A 24,640-nucleotide genomic window follows, 5' to 3' on the forward strand; every position below is an offset into this window, starting at 1 on the left:
GCGGCCCCGTTGTGCATTACAGGTAGTAGGCTTTCAACGGCGGGAAACCGTTGAATTCCACCGCGCTGTAGCTGGTGGTGTAGGCCCCGGTGGACAGCCAGTACAGACGGTCACCGATCGCCAGGTTCAGCGGCAGGCCGTACTTGTAGTGTTCGTACATGATGTCGGCGCTGTCGCAGGTCGGGCCGGCGATCACCACTTCCTCGGTCTCGCCTTTCTTCTCGGTCCAGATCGGGAACTTGATCGACTCGTCCATGGTTTCGATCAGGCCGGAGAATTTGCCCACGTCGGTGTAGATCCAGCGCTCGACCGCGGTGCGCGACTTGCGTGCCACCAGCACCACTTCACTGACCAGGATGCCGGCGTTGGCGATCAGCGAACGGCCGGGTTCGAGGATGATTTCCGGCAGGTCGTCGCCGAAGTCTTCCTTGAGGAAGCGGATGATCTCTTCGGCGTAGGTTTCCAGGCTGTTGGTGCGGGTGATGTAGTTGGCCGGGAAGCCGCCGCCCATGTTGATCAGCTTCAGTTCGATGCCGTCTTCTTCCTTCAGGCGCTCGAAGATCACCTTGACCTTGGCGATGGCGGCGTCCCACACGCTGATGTCGCGCTGTTGCGAGCCGACGTGGAAGGAAATGCCGTAGGGCACCAGGCCCAGGTCGCGGGCGAGGATCAACAGGTCCATGGCCATGTCGGTCTGGCAGCCGAACTTGCGCGACAGCGGCCAGTCAGCGGTGGTGGAGCCTTCGGTGAGGATGCGCACGTAGACTTTCGAGCCCGGCGCGGCCTTGGCGATGTTGCGCAGGTCGGCTTCGGAGTCGGTGGCGTACAGACGCACGCCTTTCTCGTAGAAGTAGCGGATGTCCTTGGACTTCTTGATGGTGTTGCCGTAGCTGATGCGGTCGGCGCCGACGCCACGGCCCATGACCTTGTCCAACTCGTAGATCGAGGCGATGTCGAAGCTCGAGCCTTTTTCCTTGAGCAGGTCGATGATCTCGACCGCCGGGTTGGCCTTGACCGCGTAGTAGACCTTGGCGAATTCGAATCCGGCGCGCAGGTCGTCGTAGGCCTGGCTGATCATCTGGGTATCGATGAGTACGAACGGGGTTTCCTGCTTGTCGGCGAACGCCTTCATTTTCTGGAAGGTGTCGCGTGCGAAATAGTCTTCGACCTGGATCGACATGCTCAAGGGCTCCATGGGCAAACTGAAAAGATAAGTGGCTGCAAACTGAACGCCCTCCGTATCCCCACTTTGGTTCGCCTACTTCCCAAGGCATGTCGCCGAAAGCAAAAAGGTCAACCGTGCCGGTGAAGCGGCGGCGGGTGACCTTGCTGTCTCGTCGTCAGTACTTGAGCCGGATGGATCGTTTCCAGCATGGACGTTCGGCGCGCACTTTAGGACGTGAAAACCGCAAGATCAACAGGCAGGTCCGGGGTGTTCGTCGTGTATCGACGCCCCACTGTCGCAATAACCGACCGATGTGTGGCGTGGATGTTCCGGAAATGGCCACAAGCGTTAAAAATTGTGGAATAGGTGGCGATCTGGTCGCGAACGGCTGATAGCAGGGTTCTTTGCATGTTGGCTGGGTTTCGCCGCGAAAGAGCCGAAGAATCGGCAGAAGACCGTTTGTCGGGGCTGTGTGGCTAACGGGGTTTTTCCGGAGGGTGTTCATATTTATGGCCACGGCACGACGCCCGTCATTTTTTTCGAAATCGCCATAAATTTTTTGTTACCGACACCGGAAACCACCCTTGGTCGGCTCAAGGCAGGGCCAATTGCCGTCATTGATGAGAAGCATTACTATTCGCGACCTCATCTGCCTCCCTGACGACCCCGAACGTGTCCGGACACAAAGGCTTTCTCGACCACTACCATGAGCTGATCGGCACCTGGACGCGCAAGCTGCGCAGTCGTCAGCAGGCCGAGGACCTCACCCATGATGCCTTTGTCCGGGTTCTGGAAAACCCGAACGAACAGGTCGAGCAGCCGCGTGCCTACCTGCACCAGACCGCCCGTAACATCGCCGTCGATGGTTTTCGCCGCGAGGACCGTCGCCAGGCACTCGAACTGGAGGTGTTCGCCGACGGCGCCGCCATTGGTTCCGACCCGGAGGCCTACGTGCATGCCCTGGAACTGGCCGACAGCGTCGAGCGGGCGTTGGCCGAGTTGCCGCTCAACTGCCGCCGGGTGTTCATCTGGCAGAAACTCGAGGGCCTGACCCAGGCCGAGATCGCCGAGCGCATGGGTTTGACCAAGAACATGGTCGAAAAGTATATGATCCGCACGCTCCGACATCTGCGTGAGCACCTGGATGTGTCGGCCAGATGAGTCAGGAGACCCCATTGATCAGACAGCACGCGCCCGACCCCGTGGGCGAGCAGGCGGCCAGTTGGTTCGCCCGGGCCCAGGAGGCGCCGCATGACAGCGCCGTGCAGCAGGGCTTGCAGGCATGGTTGGCGCAGCACCCTCGCCATCGCGAGGAATACCAGCGCCTGGTACAGCTGTGGCGCGCCGCCGATTTCATCCCCCGACAACGCCTCGAAGCGCTGTGCCAGCCCGAGCCGGTGCGCCAGCTTCCACGCCGCCGCCTGCTGCGCCAGGCCTTGGCGGCCGGTGTAGCGGTGGCCGCGCTGGGGCTGGGCTGGACAGGTTGGCAGTACCAGCAGCTCAACCATCAGGACACGTTGACTACGGCCCTGGGCGAGCGGCGTCAGGTCGAACTGCCGGACGGTTCACGGCTGGAACTCAACAGTGCAACCCAGGTGCAGGTGATGTTCTCTGCGGGGCGTCGCCATGTGCGCCTGGGGGCGGGCGAGGCGATGTTCATCGTCGCCCACGACAGTGGCCGGCCATTCGTGGTGAGCACCGCCCAGGGTGAAGTCACCGTCACCGGCACCCGTTTCGATGTCCGCCAGGAACCGACCAGCACCCGCGTGGCGGTGGAGCAGGGTTCGGTGAAGGTGCAGGGCGCAGCCGAGTCGCTGGCGCTGCTCGGTGCCGGGCAGGGCTCGCATATCGACGCCCAGGGCAAGGTCGCCGCGCCCTATGCAGTCGACGCCAACGCCGTGACCGCCTGGCGCCAGGGCAAGCTGGTGTTCGACAACGCGCCGTTGAGCGAGGTGGTGGCGGAAGTCTCGCGCTATCGCGCCCAGCCGCTGCATGTGGCACCGGGCAAGGCCGCCGCGCTGCGCCTGTCGAGCACCTTCAGCACCGACGACCCGGACGCGCTGCTGCGGGCGCTGCCGAGCATCCTGCCGGTGCGGGTGACGACCCGTCCGGACGGCTCCAGCGAAATTGTTCTGAAATAAATTCAGGTTTTTTTCCGTTCGTTCGTCTTCCCCGCCAGCTGCAACTGCCAAGCATTTCCATTTGCATGCGGTTGGCGTTTATCCCGACTCTCAGGACCCCTCGAAGACGTGAACAACAATAAACCCCTTCTCCACCTGCGCCGCCTGGCGCTGGCCCTGGCGGTCAGCGCCGCCGCTGGCAACAGCTACGCCGACAGCATCCAGATCCAGGCCCAGCCACTGGCGGGCGCGCTCAAACAGCTAGGCCAGCAGACCAACCTGCAACTGTTCTTCAGCCCCGAACTGGTGGACGGCAAGCAGGCCCCGGCGGTGTCCGGCAACCTGGCGCCGGAGCAGGCGCTGCAGCAGCTGCTGCAAGGCAGTGGGCTGACCTTCGAGCAATCCGCGGACACCGTGGTGGTCAAGCCGGCTCAACCTGCCGGCACCTTGACCACCGGCAGCCTGGAGCTGGCACCCACCGACGTGAAGGTCGTCGGGGACTGGCTGGGCGATGCCGAGCAGAGCGTGGTGCAGAACCATCCGGGGGCGCGCACCGTGGTGCGCCGCGAAGCGATGGTGGAGAAGGGCACGATGAACGTGCGCGACGCCCTGCGCGGCATCCCGGGTGTGCAGGTGCAGGACTCCAACGGTACCGGTGGCAGCGACCTGTCGCTGAACGTTGGCGTGCGCGGCCTGACGTCGCGCCTGTCGCCGCGCTCGACCGTGCTGATCGACGGTATTCCGGCGGCCTTTGCCCCCTACGGCCAGCCGCAGTTGTCGATGGCGCCGATTTCCTCGGGCAACCTCGACAGCATCGACGTGGTGCGCGGCGCCGGTTCCGTGCGCTATGGCCCGCAGAACGTCGGCGGGGTGATCAACTTCGTCACCCGGGCGATTCCCGAGAAGGCCACCGGCGAGCTGTCGACCACGCTGGAGACCTCGCGTCATGGTGGCTGGAAACACACCGAGTCGGCCTTCGTCGGTGGCACCGCCGACAACGGTATCGGCGTGGCGCTGCTGTACACCGGCGTGAACGGTGACGGCTACCGCAGCAGCAACAACGACAACGATATCGATGACGTGATGCTCAAGACCCACTGGGCCCCGACCGATGTCGACGAGTTCTGGCTCAACTTTCACTATTACGATGGTCGCGCCGACATGCCCGGTGGCCTGACCCAGGCCCAGTACGACCACGACCCCTTCCAGTCGGTGCGCGACTACGACTACTTCAGCGGTCGGCGCAAGGATGTGTCGTTCAAGTGGCAGCGCCAGATCGACGACGCCACCCAGTTCGAGGTGCTGACCTACTACACCGACAGCTTCCGTGGCAGCGCCATCGCCGCGCGCGACATGAAGACCCTGTCGTCCTACCCGCGCAATTATCACACCTTCGCCACCGAACCACGCCTGTCGCGGATCTTCTTCGTCGGCCCGACCACCCAGGAAGTCAGCGTCGGCTATCGCTACCTGAAGGAGGCCATGCGCGAGCAATCCACGCGCCTGGCGTTGATCGACAACGTGCCGACCGTCACCCCGACCTCCGACGGCCATGTGTTCCAGGACCGCAGCGGCGGCACCGAGGCCAGCGCCTACTACATCGACGACAAGATCGACGTGGGCAACTGGACCATCACCCCCGGCATTCGCTTCGAGCACATCAACACCGACTGGCGCGACCGCCCGGTGATGGACGCCAACTACCGCCCGGTGCCGGAGAAGAACCGCAGTATCACCAGCAACGAGCCGCTGCCGGCGCTGAGCGTGATGTACCACATGTCCGACGCCTGGAAGCTGTTCGCCAACTACGAGACCTCGTTCGGCAGCCTGCAGTATTTCCAGCTTGGCCAGGGTGGCACCGGCAACAGCACGGCCAATGGCCTGGAACCGGAGAAAGCCAAGACCTATGAAGTGGGTACGCGCTACGACAACGGCGGTTTTGCCGGTGAGCTGACCGCGTTCTACATCGACTTCGACGACGAACTGCAGTACATCAGCAACGACGTCGGCTGGACCAACCTGGGGGCGACCAAGCACCAGGGCATCGAAGCCTCGGTGCGCTACGACCTGGCCGGGCTCGACCCGCGCCTGGAAGGTCTGTCGGTCAATGGTGGCTACACCTATACCCGCGCTACCTATGAAGGGGAGATTCCCGGCTTCAAGGGCCGCGACCTGCCGTTCTACTCGCGCCAGGTGGCCACTGCCGGGCTGCGTTACGCCGTCAACCGCTGGACCTGGAACCTGGACGCCTACGCCCAATCCAAGCAGCGCGCGCCGGGGACCGGAATCAATGCCAATGGCAGTTTCAACGGTGACTACATCACCGAGCCGAGTGCCGACGGGCAGTATGGCGACATTCCTGGCTACGTGACCTGGCATGCCCGTGGCGGCTATGACTTCGGTCCTCAGCTGTCGAACCTGAAGCTGGCGGCGGGGGTGAAGAACCTTTTCGACAAGCAGTATTTCACCCGCTCCAGCGACAACAATGCCGGGATCTATGTGGGTGAGCCGCGTACCTTCTATGTGCAGGCCAGCGTAGGGTTCTGATTCGAGATTGCCGGGGCCGCTGTGCGGCCCATCGCGACACAAGGCCGCTCCTACAGGAGATCGCATTCCTCTGTAGGAGCGGCCTTGCCGAGGCGTCGGACCGGTCGGAAAGGGGCGCAAAGCGCCCCCGGCTTTCTATCAGGAGGTCACTGCTTCGGCAGGCGACACGATACTGGTCTTCGCCCCCCGCGAGCGCCCGGAACTCAGGTACGCCGCAATCGACTCCTGCGTCACCTCGCCCAGGAACACCTGCCCGGCATCCAGCACCGGCAACCACGCCCGGTTGAACTCGTACATCCGCGACAGCAGGATGCGCAGGTGCTCGTCATGCGCCGCCGTGGCATTGAACGGGCGCAGGAAATCCCCACAGGTCCCTTGCTGGCGGTGCATGTCGCGCCTACGCACATAGCCCAGTGCCTTGTTCTGCCCATCGGTGACCACCACGTAGCGTCGGTCGTGTTCATCCAGCAGTTCCAGCGCGTCGCTCACCGATGTCTCCGGGCTCACCGACGGCGCGTTGTCCGCCGCATCCTCGGCGCGTACCAACAGCAGCCGTTTCAACGTACTGTCCTGGCCGACGAAGTTGCTGACGAAGTCATCCACCGGATGGGCCAGCAGGGTGTCCGGATGATCCAGCTGCAGCAACTTGCCTGCGCGGAAAATGGCGATCTTGTCGCCCAGCTTGATGGCCTCGTCGATGTCGTGGCTGACCATGATCACGGTCTTGTTCAGCGCGCGCTGCATCTCGAAGAACTCGTTCTGGATCATCTCGCGGTTGATCGGGTCGACCGCGCCGAACGGCTCGTCCATCAGCAGCACCGGGGCCTCGGCGGCCAGGGCGCGGATCACGCCGATGCGCTGTTGCTGGCCACCTGAAAGTTCGCGCGGGTAACGCTGCAGGTACTGCTTGGGTTCGAGCTTGATCATGCTCATCAGTTCGCGGGCCCGGTCGTGGCAACGCTGCTTGTCCCAGCCGAGCAGGCGTGGGACCACGGTGATGTTCTCTTCGATGGTCATGTTGGGGAACAGGCCGATCTGCTGGATCACATAGCCGATGTGGCGGCGCAGGGTGACCTCGTCGAGGCCGCTGGTGTCCTCGCCGTTGATGAACACCTGGCCGGAAGTCGGGGTGATCAGGCGGTTGATCATCTTCAGCGTGGTGCTCTTGCCACAGCCCGAGGGGCCCAGGAACACGCAGATCTCGCCTTCGTTGACGGTGAGGCTGACCGCGTCGACGGCTTTGACGTCCTTGCCGTTGACGTTGAAGGTCTTGCTGAGGTTCTTCAGTTCGATCATGAGCGCAGTCCTTCTGGAGTCAGGGCACGTTGCAGGGTTTGCAGGAGCAGGTCGGCGATGATCGCCAGCAGGCTGACCAGCACGGCGCCGACCAGCAGCATCGACATGTCGCTGCGGCTGATGGAGGTGAGGATGAGCACGCCCAGGCCGCCGGCGCCGATGGTCGCGGCGATGGTCATCACGCCGATGTTCATCACCACGGCGGTGCGCACGCCGGCGAGGATCACCGGCACCGCGATGGGCAGCTCGACCATGCGCAGGCGCTGGCCGAAGGTCATGCCGATGCCGCGCGCGGCCTCACGGATGCCGGGCTCGACGTTGGTCAGGGCCAGGTAGGTGTTGCGCAGGATTGGCAACAGTGAATAGAGGAACACCGCGGTGATCGCCGGCAGCGGGCCGAGGCCCTGGCCGAACTTCGAGTAGAACGGCAGCAGCAGGCCGAACAGGGCGATCGAGGGGATGGTCAGCAGCACGGTGGCGCTGGCCTGCAGGGGCCCGGCAAGGGCCGGGAAACGAGTCATCAGGATGCCCAGTGGCACGCCGACGATGATCGCCAGGCCCACTGCGATACCGACCAGGGTGATGTGCTGCCAGGTCAGCTGCAGGACCTGGGCCCAGTCCAGGTGGGCGAAGGTGTCGAGCAGGCTCATGGCTGTACCTCGCTGTGCGGTGGATGGTCACGCAGGAAGGCTGCGGCGACCACGGTCGGGCTCTGGTGCTCGACGTCGACCTGGGCGTTGAGCCGGCGCATGGTCTGGTCGTCGAGCCGCTCGGCCAGCGGCTTGAGCAGGATGGCCAGTTGCGGGTTGGCGTCGAGCACCGCCTTGCGCAGCACCGGGGCTGCGGTGTAGTCGGGGAAGTAGTGCCTGTCGTCTTCCAGCAGCTTGAGGTCGAAGGCGCTCAGGCGGCCATCGGTGGTGTAGACCAGGCCGGCGAACACCTGGTTGTTGCGCATGGCGGTGTAGACCAGGCCACCATCCATCTGGCGGATGTTGCGCCGGTCCAGCGGCAGGTCGTACATCTCGCGCAGGCCCACCAGGCCGTCGGGGCGATTGGCGAATTCGGTGTCCAGGGCCACCAGGTGATTGCGGGAGTGTTCGTCACGCAGTACCTGGTTGAGATCGCTGATGGTATTGACCTGCGGGTAGGCTTCGGCGACCTGCTTCGGCAGGCCCAGGGCATAGGTGTTGCTGAACTTCGACGGGCTCAGCCAGACCAGGCCCTTTTTCGCGTCGAGTGCTTTCACCCGCGCATAGGTGGCTGCGGCGTCGGGCATGCGCTCGTCGATATGGTTGTAGGACACCAGCGAGACGCCGGTGTATTCCCACATCAGGTCGAGTTGGCCGGTTTCCTGGGCCTGGCGGGCGATGTTGCTGCCAAGGCCGCTGGTCACGCGCACGTCGAAGCCATTGGCACGCAAGTACTGGGCGGTGATTTCGGCGAGCACGGTCTGCTCGGTGAACACCCGGGCGCCGATACGGATCAGCGGTTTTTCCGCTGCCTGGGCAAATCCTGCGAACAGCAGGACCGCGCCCAGGAACAAGGCGATTCTCTTCTTCATGCTTTCCCTCTTCTTATTGGGCCAGGCCACGTTCCAGCCAGCGCTTGCTGGAGAAACTCACCAGCGCGTCGAGCGCCAGGGCCAGCAGTGCCGTGCATGCGGCACCCAGCAACAGCTGTGGCTGGTTGTTCAGGGCGATGCCGGGAAAGATCAGGCTGCCCAGGCTGTTGGCGCCGATCAGGAATGCCAGCGGCGCGGTGCCCACGTTCAGTGCCAGGGCCACGCGCACCCCGCCGACGATGATCGGCACGGCATTGGGCAGTTCCACCTGCCACAGTTGCTGGCGCGGGGTCATGCCGATGCCGGTGGCGGCTTCCTTGAGCGAGGCGGGGACGTTTTTCAGGCCCTCGTAGGTGTTGCGCACGATGGGCAGGAGGGAGGCGAGGAACAGCGCGAAGATCGCGGGGCCGGCGCCGATGCCCAGGATACTCAGGGCGATGGCCAGGACGGCCAGGGGGGGAATGGTGTTGCCAACGTTGAAGAACTGCATGAAGCGCTCGGCCTTGTCGACCCGGTGCGGTCGACTCAAGGCAATGCCGGCGGGGATGCCCACGGCCAGCGCCGCCGCCATCGAAGCCAGCACCAAGACAAGGTGCGCTTGCAGGTAGAACCCAAGATCGTCGCGGTAGCGGGCGATCGTGTCGATGCCGATCCAGTGGACCAGCAGGGCCAGGATGACGAGCACGGCGGCCCATCCCATCAGCCCTTTTCCGTAGCGTGCAGCCACAGGCGGACTCCTTTTTGTAGTCGGCGCTCGCACTCCCGTGTGGCCGGCCATTCCTGGCGGCGGGCAGTGTGACCGCGAGTAGCAGCCCGATGCGTGGCATCAGGCCATGAGCCGAACCCCGTCGGGCTCGTGAAGCAGGTGAAACCAGCCCTGAACCGAAGCGGGTTGCAGGGGAGTGGACGTCTCCGTAAAGGCAAAGGTTCCCATCTAGGGCGGCATTTGGCCAGTGCTAATCACTGGCAAGATGGAAACGCATCGAGAAAAAAAATCGGATTCATGCGCTCTGGGCGTTGAAAACACTGCTTTGTAGCCATTTGTCGTGACCAGGCTGACGCTTTAGCGATCACTGGCCTCTTCGCGGGTAAACCCGCTCCCACAGGATTCCCACAGCCTTTGAGTCTTGTGCAGCACCTGTGGGAGCGGGTTTACCCGCGAAGAGGCCGGAACAGGTGCATTGGGTTCAGCAGATTTTGGCCCATGCCCCGACTTCAGGTATGATATCGCCCCTTTTTGAATCCCCAGTCAGGCGATTTCCCATGACCAACCAGGCCGCCGAAGTCGCGAAGCGCCGCACTTTCGCCATCATTTCCCACCCCGACGCCGGTAAGACCACCATCACCGAGAAGCTCCTGCTGATGGGCAAGGCGATCTCCGTCGCGGGTACCGTGAAGTCGCGCAAGTCCGACCGCCACGCCACCTCCGACTGGATGGAAATGGAGAAGCAGCGCGGCATCTCCATCACCACCTCGGTGATGCAGTTCCCCTACCGCGAGCACATGATCAACCTGCTCGACACCCCCGGCCACGAGGACTTCTCGGAAGACACCTACCGCACCCTGACCGCGGTGGACTCGGCGCTGATGGTGCTCGACGGCGGTAAAGGCGTAGAGCCTCGCACCATCGCCCTGATGGATGTCTGCCGTCTACGCGACACGCCGATCGTCAGTTTCATCAACAAACTCGACCGTGACATCCGTGACCCGATCGAGCTGCTCGACGAGATCGAAGCAGTGCTGAAGATCAAGGCCGCGCCGATCACCTGGCCGATCGGTTGCTACCGTGACTTCAAGGGCGTGTACCACCTGACCGGCGACTACATCGTCGTCTACACCCCAGGCCACGGCCACGAGCGCACCGAAGCCAAGATCATCCAGAACCTGGACTCCGACGAGGCCCGTGCGCACCTGGGCGACCAGTACGACTCGTTCATCGAGCAACTGGAGCTGGTGCAGGGTGCCTGCCACGAGTTCAACCAGGACGAGTTCATCAACGGCCAGCTGACCCCGGTGTTCTTTGGTACCGCGCTGGGCAACTTCGGTGTCGACCACGTGCTCGACGCGGTCGTCGATTGGGCGCCGCGCCCGCTGGGCCGCGTGGCCCACGAGCGTACCGTGGAGCCCGTGGAAGAGAAGTTCACCGGCTTCGTGTTCAAGATCCAGGCGAACATGGACCCGAAGCACCGCGACCGCATCGCCTTCATGCGCATCTGCTCGGGCAAGTACGAGAAGGGCATGAAGATGCGCCATGTGCGCCTGAACAAGGACCTGCGCATCGGCGATGCGCTGACCTTCTTCTCCTCCGAGCGCGAGCAGCTTGAAGAAGCCTTTGCCGGCGACATCATCGGCTTGCACAACCACGGCACCATCCAGATCGGCGACACCTTCACCGAAGGCGAGGCGCTGGGCTTCACCGGTATCCCGCACTTCGCCCCGGAGCTGTTCCGCCGCGTGCGCCTGAAGGATCCGCTGAAATCCAAGCAGCTGCGCCAGGGCCTGCAGCAGCTGGCCGAAGAGGGTGCGACCCAGGTGTTCTTCCCTGAGCGCAGCAACGACATCATCCTCGGTGCGGTCGGCGTGCTGCAGTTTGACGTGGTCGCCAGCCGCCTGAAGGAAGAGTACAAGGTCGAGTGCGCCTACGAGCCGATCACCGTCTGGTCGGCGCGCTGGATCAGCTGCGACGACAAGAAGAAACTCGAGGAATTCCAGAACAAGGCCATGGAGAACCTGGCCATCGACGGTGGCGGTCACCTGACCTACCTGGCCCCGACCCGGGTCAACCTGTCGCTGATGGAAGAGCGCTGGCCGGACATCAAGTTCCGCGCTACCCGCGAGCATCACTGATCGTCCAGGCCTTCACCTGACCTTGTAGGAGCGGCCTTGCGTCGCGAAAGGGCCGCAAAGCGGCCCCAGCGATCTTTGATTAACATTGAATCCTGGGGCCGCTACGCAGCCCTTTCCGACCGGTCCGACGCCTCGGCAAGGCCGCTCCTACAGGGATCGCGTAATGCCCGCAATCAATTCCCCGCTTTTACGCTGGTCCAGATCCGCGTCCTGATCCGGTCGATCTTCGCCGGCATCGCTTCCAGGGCATACAGCTTGCCCATCACATCCGCGCTCGGGTAGATCATCGTATTGCCCTTCATCGTCGGGTCCACCAGCGCGTCAGCCTGCTGGTTGCCATTGGCGTACTGCACGAAGTTGCTGATGTTCGCCATCACCTCCGGCTGCAACAGGTAGTTCATGTACGCGTAACCCGCTTTCTCGTTGGGCGCATCGGCCGGCATGGCGACCATGTCGAACCACATCGGTGCGCCTTCCTTCGGGATCGAGTAGCCCACCTTCACCCCGTTCTTCGCTTCGTCGGCGCGGTTCTTGGCCTGCAGCACATCGCCCGAGAACCCCACCACCAGGCACACGTCGCCATTGGCCAGGTCGCCGGTGTACTTCGAGGAATGGAAGTAGCTGATATACGGGCGCACCGTCATCAGCAACGCCTTGGCCTTGTCGTAGTCCGCCGGATTCTGGCTGTGGTGCGGCAGGCCCAGGTAGTGCAGGGCGATCGGCAGCAGCTCGGGGCCGTTGTCCAGCACCGCCACGCCGCAGCTCTTGAGCTTGGACAGGTATTCGGGCTTGAAGAACAGGTCCCACGAATCGATGGGCGCGTTGTCGCCGAGCACCGCCTTGACCTTGTCGATGTTGTAGCCGATGCCGGTGCTGCCCCACAGGTAGGGGAAGCCGTACTGGTTGCCCGGGTCGTTCACCTCCAGCGCCTTGAGCAGCACCGGGTTGAGGTTCTTCCAGTTCGGCAGCTGCGACTTGTCCAGCTTCTTCAGGGCCTTGCCCTGGATCTGCCGGGCCATGAAGTGGTTGGACGGGAACACCACGTCGTAACCGGAGTTGCCGGTCATCAGCTTGCCGTCGAGGGTCTCGTTGCTGTCGAACACATCGTAGGTGGGCACGATGCCGGTGGTTTGCTGGAACTGCTTCAGGGTGTCCGGGGCGATGTAGCTCGACCAGTTGTAGATCTTCACCGAGTCGGCGGCGCCGGCAACGCTTGCGGCCAGCATCAGGGGAGCGAGAAGGAGCGTGCGCATGTCGGGGGTACCTTGCTTTGTCTGTTGTTATCGAAGGCAGGCGATCAACGGATCAGAAAATCAGTACGTAGGTCTTGCGCACGGTCTCCTGGATATCCCAGGTGCCGAGGCTGTTGGCCGGTAGCATCAGGGCGTCTCCGGCTTCTATGACCAGGGGCTCGCCACCGTCGGGCGTGAAGGTGCAGCGGCCCTTGATGAAGTGACAGAACTCCTGCTGCACGATCTGCCGGCGCCAGCGCCCCGGGGTGCACTCCCAGATCCCGGTCTCGACGCCGTCACTGCGTTCGACGCAAGTGACCGAGGTGACCGCGACCGGCTCGCCGAGGGGCACGGCGACCGGGTTGGAGCTGTCCAGGATGGCGCTGTCGGTATGCTTGAACTGGGTGATGCTCATGACCGGTGGATCCTGTGTGGTGATAAAGGGAAGTCAGTGCATGAAACCTTCCATGAAGTCGGCCAACCCGCTGGCCAGGCGCCGCCGCCAGGGGGCGCTGGCCGGGTTGGCGAGGGTCCGGTCCTCGTGGACGAAACTCTGGATGATCGCGTTGTAGCCCAGCCAGCGGCAGGGTTCCGGTGGCCAGCTGGCCAGGCTCGACAAGGGGCGGTTGTCGTGTACCCAGGGTTGGGCGGTGAGTTCGTTGTGCTGGCCGAGGATCAGCGCGGCCAGGGTGCGCCCACCCAGGTTGGTGGCGCCGACGCCCTCGCCGCCGTAGCCACCGGACAAGGCGATGCCGCGCTGGCGATCGCACAGCATGTGCGGGCGGAAGCGCCGGGCCATGCCCAGGTTGCCGCCCCACGAGTGGGTGATGCGCACATGCTTGAGCTGGGGGAACAGTTCGCCGAACAGGTAGCGACGTAGCTCGACCTCGTTGTCGGTCAAGGTGAAGTCTTCGCGCAGGCGGCCACCGAAGCGGTAGCCGCCACGGGCGCCGAACACCAGGCGGTTGTCGGCGCTGCGCTGGCCGTAGGTGACCTGGCGGCTGTTTTCGCTGAAGGCCTGGCCCTGGCTCAGGCCGATCTGTTCCCAGGTCGACTCGGGCAGCGGCTCGGTGGCCACCAGCAGGCTCTGCACCGGCAACTGGTGCCGCCCGAGCGGTGGCAGGCTGGCGGCGTAGCCTTCGACGGCAGGCACCACCCAGTGGCTGCGGATGCGTGCCAGCGGGGTGCGCACTTCGCTGCACTGCCAGTCGATGGCCGGGGTGTTCTCGTAGATCGGCACGCCCATGGCCTCCACCGTCCGCGCCAGGCCGCGCACCAGTTTGGCCGGTTGGATCGTGGCGACATGCGGGCTGTAGAGGGCGCCATAGGGGTTGCTCACCTTCAACTGGGCATCCAGCTGCTCGGGGCGCAGCCAGCGATAGTCGTCCTCGTTCATGCCCTGGCGATAGAGGTCATCGAGCCAGGCGCGCAGGCTGCGCTCCTGCTCCGGGTAGCGGGCGGCGCAGTACAGCACCCCGCCTTTGCGGTAGTCGCAGGCAATGCCTTCGCGCAGCAGCACGTCATGGACTTCGTCGGGGATGCCGTGCAGCAAGTCGATGCTTTCGCGACGCTGCTGCGGCGACAGTGTGGCGAGCAGGCGGTCCTCGCCCAGCAGGTTGCCCATCAGCCAACCGCCGTTGCGCCCGGAAGCGCCGAAACCGGCGATGTTGGCCTCGATCACGGCGATGTTCAGCTGCGGCGCCTGACGCTTGAGGTAGTAGGCGGTCCACAGGCCGGTGTAACCGGCGCCGATGATGCACACATCGAGGTCCAGGTCCTGGCGCAAGGCTGGGCGAGGGCACAGCGACTCGTCGAGCTGGTCCATCCACAGGCTGATCGTGCGCAGGGCTTGCATCGGGTCGGGCTCCACATCCGCTGGGGTCTGTGGGCGATCCTAGTGAAGGGCGGGCGGGGCTGTCTTACGTGCGTGCACGCAGGGAAATCTGTTTGAGGTAGGCCTTGGGCGACAAGCCGGTGTGCTCGCGAAAGCATTTGTAGAAGGCCGACAGCGAGTTGAAGCCGGCATTGAAGGCCAGTTCGTCGATGGGGGTGCGCACACTGGCGTCGCCAAGGCTGGCCATCAGGTGCTGCAGGCGTGCCTGGTTCACGTAACGGTAGAAGCTTTGCCCGAGCACCTGATTGAGCAGATAGGAAATCTGGTTGCGGCTGTAGCCACTCTCGTCGGCGACCTGCTGTAGATCGAGTTCTGGGTCGAGGTAGGGGCGCTGGCCTTGGAAGTAGTGCTCCAGGTCCTGGGCCATGGTCGACAATTGGCGCGGTGACAGGCCCAGGCGGCTGGTGGCTGGGCGGGGGCCGCCCGGCAGGCTGGCGCTGCCGCCCTGGCGTACCAGGGTGGCGTATTCGTTGACCCGCCAGATCAGCCCGTCCCTGACCGTGATCGCCTCGCTGGACTGGAATGCCACCAACCCCTCGCCACCCTGGACCGTGACCTGGTACTGGATGAACGCGGTGCAGCCGTCGACGCGGATGCGGTCGCTGTGCACGATGTCCTCGCCGGTTTCATGGGGCAGGCAGGCGCGCACATAGTCGCGCAGTTCGGCGAAGCCGAGCACGCGGTTCTGGAAGAAGTCGTGGTACTGGATGTCCGGGTGGTAGAGCGCCATCACGCCGTCCAGGTCGCGATGCTTCCAGCACAGGTGGTAGCGCATGACGGTGTCGGCGGTGAGCGGGGTTTGCCCGGGGCCGTCGGGGAGGGGAGTGGCGGTCATGGGCTCGATAGTGCATTGCAGAAAACCCAGGCGCAAGGCCACGGATCCGGCATATTGCACGGTTTTTTCAAGCGCTTATCGGCTAAGGGCTTGATTCATATGTATGTAATTTTTTGATACAGCTGGCATGGGGGCTGCACTTCCTTTGTTCAACACCGAACGAGGAGAACGGCCATGCGCTCGATACTGCTGTGGATGATTGGGGTGCCGATTCCGGTGATCATCCTGATTTGGTTCTTCATGCATTGAAGCAATCGCGGGGCAAGCCCGCTCCCACGAGGCCGAGCTGGCTTTCGTGGGAGCGGGCTTGCCCCGCGATGAAGGCTACCCGGACCTAGAGGAACTGCTCGGCATAGTGGCAAGCCACCTGCCGCGTGCTCACCTGGCGCAACGCCGGCACTTCCTTGGCGCAACGCTCGGTGGCATGCGGGCAGCGCTTGTGGAACGCGCAGCCATCCGGCGGATTCAACGGGTTGGGCAGTTCACCGGCAATGCGGATCTTCGGCTTCAAAGGATCCGGATGGATCGCCGGAGTTGCCGACAGAAGCGCTTGCGTGTACGGGTGCAGCGGCTTCTCGTAGATATCCTCCTTCGGCCCCATCTCCGCCGGCCGCCCCAGGTACATCACCAGCACTTGGTCGGCCACATGGCGTACCACCGCCAGGTTGTGGGAGATGAACACGTAGGCGGTGTTGAACTCCTTCTGCAGGTCCATGAACAGGTTCAGCACCTGGGCCTGGATCGATACGTCCAGCGCCGAGGTTGGTTCGTCCGCCACCAGCACCTTGGGTTGCAGCATCATCGCCCGGGCCAGGGCGATACGCTGGCGCTGGCCGCCGGAGAACATGTGCGGATAGCGCTGGTAATGCTCGGGGCGCAAGCCCACCTGCTCCATCATCTTCTGCACTTTCTCGCGGCGCTCGGTCTTGCTCAGCGAGGTGTTGATCAGCAGCGGCTCGGCCAGCTGGTCGCCGATCTTCTGCCGTGGGTTGAGTGAGGCGTAGGGGCTCTGGAACACCATCTGCACGTCGCGGCGCAGTTGCTTGCGCTGGTCCTTGCTGGCGCCCTTGACCTCGTGGCCGGCGATCTGCAGCGAGCCGGAGGAGGGGTCCTCGATCAGGGTCAGGGCCCGGGCCAGGGTCGACTTGCCGCAGCCGGACTCACCGACCACGGCCAGGGTCTTGCCGGCCTCCAGTTCGAACGACACGCCATTGAGCGCGCGGACCAGCGCATGGCCCTTGAACAGGCCGCGAGAGACTTCGTAGTGGCGGGTCAGCTCACGAGCGGAAAGAACGACGGCCATCACGCCACCTCCTGGTTCAGCGGATAGAAGCAACGCACCAGGCTGTGGGCCTGGGGATCGAGGGCCGGGCGCTGCCGGCGGCAGTTTTCCTGCACGTAAGGGCAGCGCGGCGACAGCAGGCAACCCTGCGGACGGTCATAGCGGCCGGGGACGATACCGGGCAGGGTGGCCAGGCGCTCGGCGCCGATGCTGTGCTCGGGAATGGCCGCCAGCAGCGCCTCGCTGTACGGGTGGGCGGGGATGTCGAACAGCTCCGGCACCTGACCGACTTCGACGGCCTGGCCCGCGTACATCACGCATACGCGCTTGGCGGTCTCGGCGACCACGGCCAGGTCGTGGGTGATGAGAATGAGCGCCATGTTGCGCTCTTTCTGCAGGTTGACCAGCAGCTCCATGATCTGCGCCTGGATGGTCACGTCCAAAGCGGTGGTCGGCTCGTCGGCGATCAGCAGCTTCGGCTCGCCAGCGATGGCCATGGCGATCGCCACGCGCTGGCTCATGCCGCCGGACAGCTGGTGCGGGTAGGCGTCCAGGCGGCTTTCGGCCGCCGGGATCTCGACCTTCTTCAGCAGCTCCAGGGCACGCTGGCGCGCGGCCTTGCCCTTCAGGCCGAGGTGCTGGCGCAGCACTTCCTCGATCTGGTAACCGACGGTGTAGCTGGGGTTGAGCGCGGTCATCGGGTCCTGGAAGACCATGGCGATGTCCTTGCCCACCACCTTGCGGCGCTGGCGGCCGCTGAGCTTGAGCATGTCGATGCCGTCGAAGTTGAGCACGTCGGCGGTGATGCGTCCGGGGGCGTCGATCAGGCCCATCAGGGCCATCATGGTGACGGACTTGCCGGAGCCGGACTCGCCGACGATGGCGAGGATCTCGCCGGCATCCACGCTCAGCTCGAGGCCGTCCACCACGGGCACGGCATTGGCGTCGCCGAAGCGCACGTTCAGGTTGTTGATCTGCAACAGTGACATGGCGTTCTCCTCAGGCGGCGTTCTTGAGTTTCGGGTCCAGCGCGTCGCGCAGGCCGTCGCCCATCAGGTTGATTGCCAGCACACTGAGCAAGATGGTCAGGCCAGGCAGGCTCACCACCCACCAGGCGCGCTCGATGTAGTCGCGGGCCGAGGCCAGCATGGTGCCCCACTCGGGGGTCGGCGGCTGCACGCCGAGGCCTAGGAAGCCCAGGGCGGCGGCGTCGAGGATCGCCGAGGAGAAGCTCAGGGTGGCCTGGACGATCAGCGGCGCCATGCAGTTGGGCAGCACGGTGACGAACATCAGGCGTGGCAGGCCGGCGCCGGCCAGGCGCGCGGCGGTGACGTAGTCGCGGTTCAGTTCGCCCATCACCGCGGCGCGGGTCAGGCGCACATAGGACGGCAGCGAGACGATGGCGATGGCGATAACGGTGTTGATCAGGCCTGGGCCGAGGATGGCGACGATGGCCACGGCCAGCAGCAGCGAGGGCAGGGCCAGCATCACGTCCATCAGGCGCATGATCGACGGGCCGAGGATCTGCGGGAAGAAGCCGGCCAGCAGGCCCAGCAGGATACCCGGGATCAGCGACATCACCACCGACGACAGGCCGATCAGCAGCGACAGGCGCGAGCCCTGGATCAGGCGTGACAGCAAGTCACGGCCCAGTTCGTCGGTGCCGAGGATGAACTGCCAGGTGCCGCCTTCGAGCCAGACCGGCGGGGTCAGCAGGAAGTCGCGGTACTGCTCGCTGGGGTTGTGCGGTGCCACCCAAGGGGCGAACAGCGCGCAGAACACGATCAGGCACATGAAGGCCAGGCCGGCCACCGCGCCTTTGTTGCGTGAGAAGGCCTGCCAGAACTCTTTGTACGGCGAAGGGTAGAGCAAGCTTTGGTCAACCGCGCTGGGCGGGGTGACGGATTTCGGAATCGGGCTGGTCATGGCGTAGTCCTCAGCGCTGATGACGGATGCGTGGGTTGGCCAGGCCGTAGAGGATGTCCACGACGAAGTTGACCAGGATCACCAGGCAGGCGATCAACAGGATGCCGTTCTGGACCACGGGGTAGTCACGGGCACCGATGGCCTCGATCAGCCATTTGCCGATGCCCGGCCAGGAGAAGATGGTTTCGGTGAGCACGGCGCCGGCCAGCAGCGTGCCGACCTGCAGGCCGAACACGGTCAGCACCGGGATCAGCGCGTTGCGCAGGCCGTGGATGAACACCACGCGCGATGGCGACAGGCCCTTGGCGCGGGCGGTACGGATGTAGTCCTCGCGCAGCACCTCGAGCATCGACGAACGGGTCATCCGGGCGATCACCGCCAGCGGGATGGTGCCCAGCACGATGGCCGGCAGGATCAGGTGCATCACCGCATCCTTGAACGCGCCTTCCTCGTCGCTGAGCAGGGTGTCGATGAGCATGAAGCCGGTCTTCGGCTCGATGTCGTAGAGCAGGTCGATGCGTCCGGAGACCGGCGTCCAGCCCAGGCTCACGGAGAAGAACATGATCAGGATCAGGCCCCACCAGAAGATCGGCATCGAGTAGCCGGCCAGCGAGATGCCCATCACCCCGTGGTCGAACAGCGAACCGCGCTTGAGCGCGGCGATCACCCCGGCCAGCAGGCCGATCACGCCGGCGAACAGCAGGGCGGCCATGGCCAGCTCCAGGGTCGCCGGGAACAGGGTGAGGAACTCGTTCCATACGCTTTCACGGGTGCGCAGGGATTCGCCCAGGTCGCCCTGGGCAAGCTTGCCGACATAGTCCAGGTACTGGGCCGGCAGCGGTTTGTTCAGGCCCAGGCGCTCCATGGCCTGGGCGTGCATTTCGGGGTCGACCCGGCGTTCGCCCATCATCACTTCGACCGGGTCGCCGGGAATCAGGCGTATGAGCGCGAAGGTCAGCAAGGTGATACCGAAGAAGGTCGGAATCAGCAGGCCCAGGCGTCGGGCAATAAAACTCAACATTGTCGGGGGTACCTCATCAGCCGGTTAACGGCGGTGCCGCCGGGCCCTCGTGAGGCGTCGGCGGCTGTTGTTGTTGTTCTACTTCACCCGGGTAGTGGCGAAGTTGTTGTTGGTCAGTGGGTTGATTACATAGCCCTCGACGTTCTCGCGCATGGCGGTGAACATTTTCGGGTGGGCCATGCTGATCCACGGCTGGTCTTCATCGTACACCGCCAAAGCCTCGTTATAGAGCTTGGCGCGTTCGTCGTTGTCGATCACTTCGCGGGCGCGGGTGATCAGGTCCTGGAATTTCTGGTTGCACCAGCGCGCGTAGTTCTCGCCGCTCTTGACCGCATCGCAGCTGAGCATCGGCGTGAGGAAGTTGTCCGGGTCGCCGTTGTCGCCGGCCCAGCCCGCCGATACCAGGTCGGCCTCGCCCTTCTTGGCGCGACGCAGCATCTCGGCCCATTCCATCACGCGGATATCGAGCTTGATGCCGATCTTGGCCAGGTCGGACTGGAGCATTTCGGCCGACAGACGCGGGTTGGGGTTGGTCGGGCCGCCGCCGTTGCGGGTGAACAGGGTGATCACCGTGCCTTCAGGCACGCCGGCTTCCTTGAGCAGGGCGCGGGCCTTGTCGAGGTCGTGGGGCGGATTCTTGTTGTCGGTGTTGTAGCCGATCATCGTCGGCGGGTACGGGTTGACCCCGACCAGCGCGTTGCCCTTGCCGAACAGCTGGTCGACGTGGGTCTGGCGATCGAAGGCCATGTCGATCGCCTTGCGCACGCGCACGTCGCTCAGGTACTTGTGCTGGGTGTTCATCGAGATGTAACCGGTGACCAGCGCCTCGATCTCGGCGACCTTGAGTTTCGGATCGGTCTTGATCCCCGGCACGTCGTCAGGCTTGGGGTACAGGGCGATCTGGCACTCGTTGGCGCGCAGCTTCTGCAGGCGCACATTGCTGTCGGTGGCGATGGCGAAGATCAGCGCGTCGGCCGGTGGCTTGCCGCGGAAGTAGTCCGGGTTGGCCTTGTAGCGAACCTGGGCATCCTTGCTGTAGCGCTGGAACACGAACGGGCCGGTGCCGATCGGCTTGCTGTTGAGGTCGGAGGTCTTGCCGGCCTTGAGCAACTGGTCGCCGTACTCGGCGGAGTAGATCGAGGTGAAGGCCATGGCCAGGTCGCGCAGGAACGGCGCTTCCGGGCGGGTCAGGGTGATCACCACGGTGTGTTCGTCGGTCTTCTCGACCGACTTGAGCAGTTCCTTGAAGGCCATGCTCTCGAAATAGGGGTAGCCGACGCTGGTCTTGTCGTGCCACGGATGGTCTTTCTTCAGCTGGCGGTTCAGGCTCCACAGCACGTCATCGGCGTTGAAGTCGCGCGTGGGGGTGAAGTAGTCGGTGCTGTGGAACTTGACGCCTTCGCGCAGGTGGAAGGTGTAGACCAGCCCGTCGGGGCTGACGTCCCAGCTCGTGGCAAGTGCCGGCTGGATCTCGGTGGTGCCGGGCTTGAAGTCGACCAGGCGGTTGAAGATGGCCTCGGCCGTGGCGTCGGCGGTGACGGCGGTGGTGTACTGGACGATGTCGAAGCCTTCCGGGCTGGCTTCGGTGCACACCACCAGCGGCTTGGCCGCCAGGCTCGATGCGGCGCCCAGGATGACGGCTGCCAGGGCAGCGCGTAGCGGTAGCGATTTCATGGAACCTCCCTGCAGTGCTAGTTCCAGCGTAGCCGCCACGGCCCGTGGGGAATCGGGCCGTGGCGCCAACGGTCAGAGGATGTTGAACGGAATGGTGGTGACGATGCGCAGCTCGTCGAGGCTGCCGTCGGCCTGGGCCTTGCTGGCACGGTGCGCGGTGTAGGTGGCGCGGATGGTGGTGTCCTTCAGCATGCCGCTCTGTACCGCGTAGCTGGTGCCGATGCCCCACTCGTAGTGGGTTTCGCCGTCCATGCCGTTGACGTCATAGGCGGTGCCTTTGTAGTGGGTGCCATCGATGCCCCAGCCACGGGCGTTGTACAGGTTGAACTTCAGGCCTGGCACGCCGTAGGGCGCCATGTTCAGCACGTAGCTGATCTGCAGCGACTTCTCGTTCGGGCCGTTGAAGTCCGACAGCAGGGAGTTGGCCAGGTAGATGCCGTTGGTTTCATGCAGGTAGTCGAAGTACTCGTTGCCGTTGACCTGCTGCCAGGAGGCGGTGAGCGTGTGGGCCTGGTGGGTCAGGCCGAACGACAGGCTGTAGGTGTCGTTGTCGATCTCGCCCATCTTCTTGCTGCCTTCGTCCACGGTCTTGTAGTAGTTCAGACCGGTGGTCAGGCTCAGTACCGCGCTGTCACCCAGCACATGGTTGGCGCCGAAGTAGTACTGGTTCCAGAAATCGTCGACTTTGGTGGCGTAGAGGCTGGTGGTCAGGCTCTTGAGCGGCTGGTAGCTGATACCGGCGGTGCTGGCGCGGTCGGTCTCGACGCCGGCGGCGCCGTACTCGCTGCGGAACTTGCTCAGGCTCTGTTCGGTACGCGGCGAGACGCGGTCGAAGGTGCCGAGGTCGAACGACAGGTTCTCGAACTCGGCGCTGTGCAGGAACGCACCCTGGAAGCTCGACGGCAGCGCACGGTTGCCGATGTAGGCGATCATCGGGGTATCGACCGACTGGCGGCCGACGGTCAGGGTCGTGTTGGACACACGGGCCTTGACGTTGCCCAGACCCATCTTGCTCCACTGGCCGATCGGATCGCCGTCGCTGTGAGTCAGCGTGCGGTTGTTCGGGCCAGCGACGGCTGCGCGCCCCTGCTCGAGGGCGATCGCGTTGTAGGCCGCGGCCTCGACCGCGAAGCCCACGGTGCCTTCGGTGAAGCCCGAGCTGTAGTTGAGGATGGTGCCCTGCACCCAGTTGTCACGGCTGTGGGTGGCGTGGCGGGTGCCGTCGCTCTTGTAGTACTTCCACAGTGGCGCGCGGGTGGCGCGCTCACGGGCGTACCAGTTGCGGGTGGTGCCGGACAGGCTCTGGCCGTCGATGAAGCCTTTGGCCTCGGCCTGTTCGCTGCTGGACTTGAGCGTGATCGGCACGAAGTCCTGGCTGGTGGGTTCGGCTTGAGCAAGAGCGCAGAAAGCGCCGACGGACAAAGCCAGTGCGGTGGTTGTGGTACGAATCAACATGAAAGCTCCCTGATCTTTTTTTAGTTATCACCCGACCTTGTGGGCCGGGTTTGTCACGGTGACGCGGTACTGCAAGTGTTTGCCTTGGGGTCTCCAGGCAAATTCGGGCTGCACGGGAGCGCGGGAGTGGGTCGCACTCCCGGTCGCATGGCGCAGGGTCAATCGATGCTGACGTCGGAGAAAACGTTGCGTCCGAAGGGGCTGACCTTGAAGTCTTTCACGCTGATGCTCAGCGGCTGGTTGACCGTGGAGTGCGCGACCGGGGTGATCGGCACCTGTTGCTTGAGGCGTTGCTGGGCTTGTTCGTAGAGGCTGGTGCGCTGCGCGCGGTCGGTGACCTGCTTGGCTTTCTTGACCAGGGCGTCGTATTGCGTGTCGCACCACAGTGAATAGTTGTTGCTGCCGATGGCGTCACAGCTGAACAGCGTGCCCAGCCAGTTGTCCGGGTCGCCGTTGTCGCCGGTCCAGCCGATCAGGGCGATGTCGTGCTCGCCGTTCTTCATGCGCTTGAGGTATTCGCCCCACTCGTAGCTGACGATGCGCACCTTGAAGCCGAGCTTGCTCCAGTCGGACTGAAGCATTTCGGCCATCAGCTTGGCATTGGGGTTGTAGGGACGCTGCACCGGCATGGCCCACAAGGTGATCTCGGTACCGTCCTTGACCCCGGCCTGCTTGAGCAGCTGCTTGGCTTTTTCCGGGTCGAAGGGCGCGTCCTTGATCGACTTGTCGTAGGACCACTGGGTTGGCGGCATGGCGTTCGACGCGGCCTGGCCGGCGTCCTGGTAGACCGCCTCGATGATCGCCTTCTTGTTCACCGCCATGTCCATGGCCTGGCGCACTTCCAGGCGGTCGAACGGCGGGTGCTGGGTGTTGTAGGCGATGTAGCCGAGGTTGAAGCCGGGCTGGGTCATCACCTGCAGCTTGCCGTCCTGCTTGAGCGCGGGCAGGTCCGCCGGGCGTGGGTGCAGGGTGATCTGGCACTCGTTGCGGCGCAGCTTCTGGATGCGCACCGATGGGTCGACGTTGATCGAGAACACCAGGTTGTCGATCTTCACCCGGTCAGGCGCCCAGTAGTCCTTGTTGCCCTTGAAGCGGATCTGCGAGTCCTTCTGGTAGCGCTGGAACACGAACGGGCCGGTGCCGATCGGCTTCTGGTTGATGTCGCTGGCCTTGCCGTTGGCCAACAGGTGCTCGGCGTACTCGGCGGAGAGGATCGAGGCGAAGGCCATGGCGATGTTCTGCAGGAACGCGGCGTCGACCTTGTTGAGGGTGAAGACCACGGTGAGCGGGTCGGTCTTCTCGACCTTGGCGATGTTCTTGTCCAGCCCCATGCTGACGAAGTACGGGAATTCGGTGGGGTAGGCCTTGCGGAAGGGTTGCTCCTTGTCGAGCATGCGGTTGAAGGTGAACAGCACGTCGTCGGCGTTGAAGTCGCGGCTGGGCTTGAAGTCCTTGTTGGCGTGGAACTTCACCCCGGGGCGCAGGTGGAAGGTGTACTTCAGGCCGTCCTCGGACACTTGCCAGTCGGTGGCCAGGCCCGGCTGCACGGCGGTGCCGCCGCGCTCGAACTCGACCAGGCGGTTGTAGATCGGCTCGGCGGCGTCGTTGTCGGTGGCCGCGGTGTACTGGGCGGTATCGAAGCCCGCCGGGCTACCCTCGGAGCAGAACACCAGGTTGTTGGCGAGGCTCAGGGGGGCCTGGCTCAGCAGGCCGAGGGCAAGCAGGGTGGAACACAGCGTGGTATGGCGCATGGCAGGTCCTTTGTCCGTATAGTCAAGCCGCGAC

At 64.1% G+C, this 24,640-nt stretch carries 20 protein-coding genes; 4 read left to right on the forward strand and 16 right to left on the reverse strand.

Annotation, left to right across the window (positions count from 1 at the left end):
• Window positions 1-16: 16 nt before the first annotated feature.
• Complete coding sequence (locus N5D48_RS14330; protein WP_279885278.1) at window positions 17-1,180, reverse strand: type III PLP-dependent enzyme; 1,164 nt, start codon at window positions 1,178-1,180, stop codon at window positions 17-19.
• Between the two features lie 657 nt (window positions 1,181-1,837).
• Between N5D48_RS14330 and N5D48_RS14335 the strand changes: the two genes are divergently transcribed.
• The 3 genes from N5D48_RS14335 to N5D48_RS14345 all read left to right on the forward strand — a co-directional run bounded on the left by N5D48_RS14335 (window position 1,838) and on the right by N5D48_RS14345 (window position 5,832).
• Window positions 1,838-2,326, forward strand: coding sequence for a sigma-70 family RNA polymerase sigma factor (locus tag N5D48_RS14335; RefSeq protein ID WP_279885281.1), 489 nt, complete (start codon window positions 1,838-1,840; stop codon window positions 2,324-2,326).
• Window positions 2,327-2,343: 17 nt separating this feature from the next.
• Complete coding sequence (locus N5D48_RS14340) at window positions 2,344-3,306, forward strand: FecR family protein (RefSeq protein ID WP_279885340.1); 963 nt, start codon at window positions 2,344-2,346, stop codon at window positions 3,304-3,306.
• A gap of 108 nt (window positions 3,307-3,414) precedes the next feature.
• The gene (locus N5D48_RS14345; RefSeq protein WP_279885284.1) at window positions 3,415-5,832 is read left to right on the forward strand and encodes a TonB-dependent siderophore receptor; all 2,418 of its coding nucleotides are present in this window, start codon (window positions 3,415-3,417) and stop codon (window positions 5,830-5,832) included.
• A 138-nt stretch (window positions 5,833-5,970) separates the two neighbouring features.
• On the opposite strand, the gene N5D48_RS14350 is transcribed toward N5D48_RS14345, so the two are convergent.
• The 4 genes from N5D48_RS14350 to N5D48_RS14365 are packed head-to-tail and all read right to left on the reverse strand — an operon-like array spanning window position 5,971 to window position 9,389.
• Entirely contained in the window at window positions 5,971-7,128 is a 1,158-nt protein-coding gene (locus N5D48_RS14350) for an ABC transporter ATP-binding protein (protein WP_279885287.1), read from the reverse strand.
• Entirely contained in the window at window positions 7,125-7,778 is a 654-nt protein-coding gene (locus N5D48_RS14355; protein WP_279885290.1) for an ABC transporter permease, read from the reverse strand. Before N5D48_RS14355 ends, N5D48_RS14350 begins: the two co-directional genes overlap by 4 nt.
• Complete coding sequence (locus tag N5D48_RS14360) at window positions 7,775-8,689, reverse strand: glycine betaine ABC transporter substrate-binding protein (protein WP_279885292.1); 915 nt, start codon at window positions 8,687-8,689, stop codon at window positions 7,775-7,777. Before N5D48_RS14360 ends, N5D48_RS14355 begins: the two co-directional genes overlap by 4 nt.
• Window positions 8,690-8,702: 13 nt before the next feature.
• Window positions 8,703-9,389: an ABC transporter permease gene (locus N5D48_RS14365; protein WP_279807081.1), complete on the reverse strand. Its 687-nt coding sequence runs from the start codon at window positions 9,387-9,389 to the stop codon at window positions 8,703-8,705.
• A 563-nt stretch (window positions 9,390-9,952) separates the two neighbouring features.
• On the opposite strand from N5D48_RS14365, the gene N5D48_RS14370 reads away from it, so the two are divergent.
• Window positions 9,953-11,536 (forward strand): peptide chain release factor 3, encoded by a 1,584-nt coding sequence (locus tag N5D48_RS14370; protein WP_279885295.1) that lies wholly within the window; start codon window positions 9,953-9,955, stop codon window positions 11,534-11,536.
• A gap of 173 nt (window positions 11,537-11,709) precedes the next feature.
• Here the strand turns inward: N5D48_RS14370 and N5D48_RS14375 are convergent, their stop codons facing one another.
• The 11 genes from N5D48_RS14375 to N5D48_RS14425 form a co-directional block, all read right to left on the reverse strand.
• Window positions 11,710-12,789 (reverse strand): polyamine ABC transporter substrate-binding protein, encoded by a 1,080-nt coding sequence (locus N5D48_RS14375; protein WP_279885298.1) that lies wholly within the window; start codon window positions 12,787-12,789, stop codon window positions 11,710-11,712.
• A 52-nt stretch (window positions 12,790-12,841) separates the two neighbouring features.
• Window positions 12,842-13,183 (reverse strand): cupin domain-containing protein, encoded by a 342-nt coding sequence (locus N5D48_RS14380; protein WP_279806958.1) that lies wholly within the window; start codon window positions 13,181-13,183, stop codon window positions 12,842-12,844.
• Window positions 13,184-13,216: 33 nt separating this feature from the next.
• The gene (locus tag N5D48_RS14385) at window positions 13,217-14,623 is read right to left on the reverse strand and encodes an FAD-dependent oxidoreductase (protein WP_279885300.1); all 1,407 of its coding nucleotides are present in this window, start codon (window positions 14,621-14,623) and stop codon (window positions 13,217-13,219) included.
• A 64-nt stretch (window positions 14,624-14,687) separates the two neighbouring features.
• A complete protein-coding gene (locus N5D48_RS14390; protein ID WP_279885303.1) occupies window positions 14,688-15,497 on the reverse strand; it encodes a nuclear transport factor 2 family protein in 810 nt (269 codons plus the stop codon).
• 334 nt (window positions 15,498-15,831) lie between these two features.
• Entirely contained in the window at window positions 15,832-16,800 is a 969-nt protein-coding gene (locus tag N5D48_RS14395) for an ABC transporter ATP-binding protein (protein WP_279885305.1), read from the reverse strand.
• A complete protein-coding gene (locus tag N5D48_RS14400) occupies window positions 16,800-17,768 on the reverse strand; it encodes an ABC transporter ATP-binding protein (RefSeq protein ID WP_028689621.1) in 969 nt (322 codons plus the stop codon). The genes N5D48_RS14395 and N5D48_RS14400 overlap by 1 nt, the downstream gene beginning before the upstream one ends.
• Window positions 17,769-17,778: 10 nt before the next feature.
• Window positions 17,779-18,705, reverse strand: coding sequence for an ABC transporter permease subunit (locus N5D48_RS14405; protein WP_279885308.1), 927 nt, complete (start codon window positions 18,703-18,705; stop codon window positions 17,779-17,781).
• 10 nt (window positions 18,706-18,715) lie between these two features.
• Entirely contained in the window at window positions 18,716-19,726 is a 1,011-nt protein-coding gene (locus tag N5D48_RS14410) for an ABC transporter permease subunit (protein ID WP_028689623.1), read from the reverse strand.
• Between the two features lie 78 nt (window positions 19,727-19,804).
• Window positions 19,805-21,400 (reverse strand): ABC transporter substrate-binding protein, encoded by a 1,596-nt coding sequence (locus tag N5D48_RS14415; RefSeq protein ID WP_279885312.1) that lies wholly within the window; start codon window positions 21,398-21,400, stop codon window positions 19,805-19,807.
• 72 nt (window positions 21,401-21,472) lie between these two features.
• The gene (locus N5D48_RS14420; RefSeq protein ID WP_279885315.1) at window positions 21,473-22,855 is read right to left on the reverse strand and encodes an OprD family porin; all 1,383 of its coding nucleotides are present in this window, start codon (window positions 22,853-22,855) and stop codon (window positions 21,473-21,475) included.
• Between the two features lie 158 nt (window positions 22,856-23,013).
• Window positions 23,014-24,606 carry an ABC transporter substrate-binding protein gene (locus tag N5D48_RS14425; RefSeq protein ID WP_279885318.1) on the reverse strand — a complete coding sequence of 531 codons (1,593 nt, stop codon included), beginning with the start codon at window positions 24,604-24,606 and terminating at the stop codon, window positions 23,014-23,016.
• Between the last annotated feature and the right edge of the window lie 34 nt (window positions 24,607-24,640).

It is taken from the genome of Pseudomonas sp. GD03858 (genome assembly GCF_029840925.1).
Classification (GTDB): domain Bacteria; phylum Pseudomonadota; class Gammaproteobacteria; order Pseudomonadales; family Pseudomonadaceae; genus Aquipseudomonas.

Coding starts and splice junctions, on each gene's coding strand:
- N5D48_RS14365 (WP_279807081.1), bottom strand. CDS start 9,389: ATGGGATGGGCCGCCGTGCTCGTCATCCTGGCCCTGCTGGTCCACTGG.
- N5D48_RS14370 (WP_279885295.1), top strand. CDS start 9,953: ATGACCAACCAGGCCGCCGAAGTCGCGAAGCGCCGCACTTTCGCCATC.
- N5D48_RS14395 (WP_279885305.1), bottom strand. CDS start 16,800: ATGGCCGTCGTTCTTTCCGCTCGTGAGCTGACCCGCCACTACGAAGTC.
- N5D48_RS14360 (WP_279885292.1), bottom strand. CDS start 8,689: ATGAAGAAGAGAATCGCCTTGTTCCTGGGCGCGGTCCTGCTGTTCGCA.
- N5D48_RS14400 (WP_028689621.1), bottom strand. CDS start 17,768: ATGTCACTGTTGCAGATCAACAACCTGAACGTGCGCTTCGGCGACGCC.
- N5D48_RS14355 (WP_279885290.1), bottom strand. CDS start 7,778: ATGAGCCTGCTCGACACCTTCGCCCACCTGGACTGGGCCCAGGTCCTG.
- N5D48_RS14405 (WP_279885308.1), bottom strand. CDS start 18,705: ATGACCAGCCCGATTCCGAAATCCGTCACCCCGCCCAGCGCGGTTGAC.
- N5D48_RS14410 (WP_028689623.1), bottom strand. CDS start 19,726: ATGTTGAGTTTTATTGCCCGACGCCTGGGCCTGCTGATTCCGACCTTC.
- N5D48_RS14375 (WP_279885298.1), bottom strand. CDS start 12,789: ATGCGCACGCTCCTTCTCGCTCCCCTGATGCTGGCCGCAAGCGTTGCC.
- N5D48_RS14330 (WP_279885278.1), bottom strand. CDS start 1,180: ATGTCGATCCAGGTCGAAGACTATTTCGCACGCGACACCTTCCAGAAA.
- N5D48_RS14425 (WP_279885318.1), bottom strand. CDS start 24,606: ATGCGCCATACCACGCTGTGTTCCACCCTGCTTGCCCTCGGCCTGCTG.
- N5D48_RS14385 (WP_279885300.1), bottom strand. CDS start 14,623: ATGCAAGCCCTGCGCACGATCAGCCTGTGGATGGACCAGCTCGACGAG.
- N5D48_RS14380 (WP_279806958.1), bottom strand. CDS start 13,183: ATGAGCATCACCCAGTTCAAGCATACCGACAGCGCCATCCTGGACAGC.
- N5D48_RS14420 (WP_279885315.1), bottom strand. CDS start 22,855: ATGTTGATTCGTACCACAACCACCGCACTGGCTTTGTCCGTCGGCGCT.
- N5D48_RS14390 (WP_279885303.1), bottom strand. CDS start 15,497: ATGACCGCCACTCCCCTCCCCGACGGCCCCGGGCAAACCCCGCTCACC.
- N5D48_RS14350 (WP_279885287.1), bottom strand. CDS start 7,128: ATGATCGAACTGAAGAACCTCAGCAAGACCTTCAACGTCAACGGCAAG.
- N5D48_RS14415 (WP_279885312.1), bottom strand. CDS start 21,400: ATGAAATCGCTACCGCTACGCGCTGCCCTGGCAGCCGTCATCCTGGGC.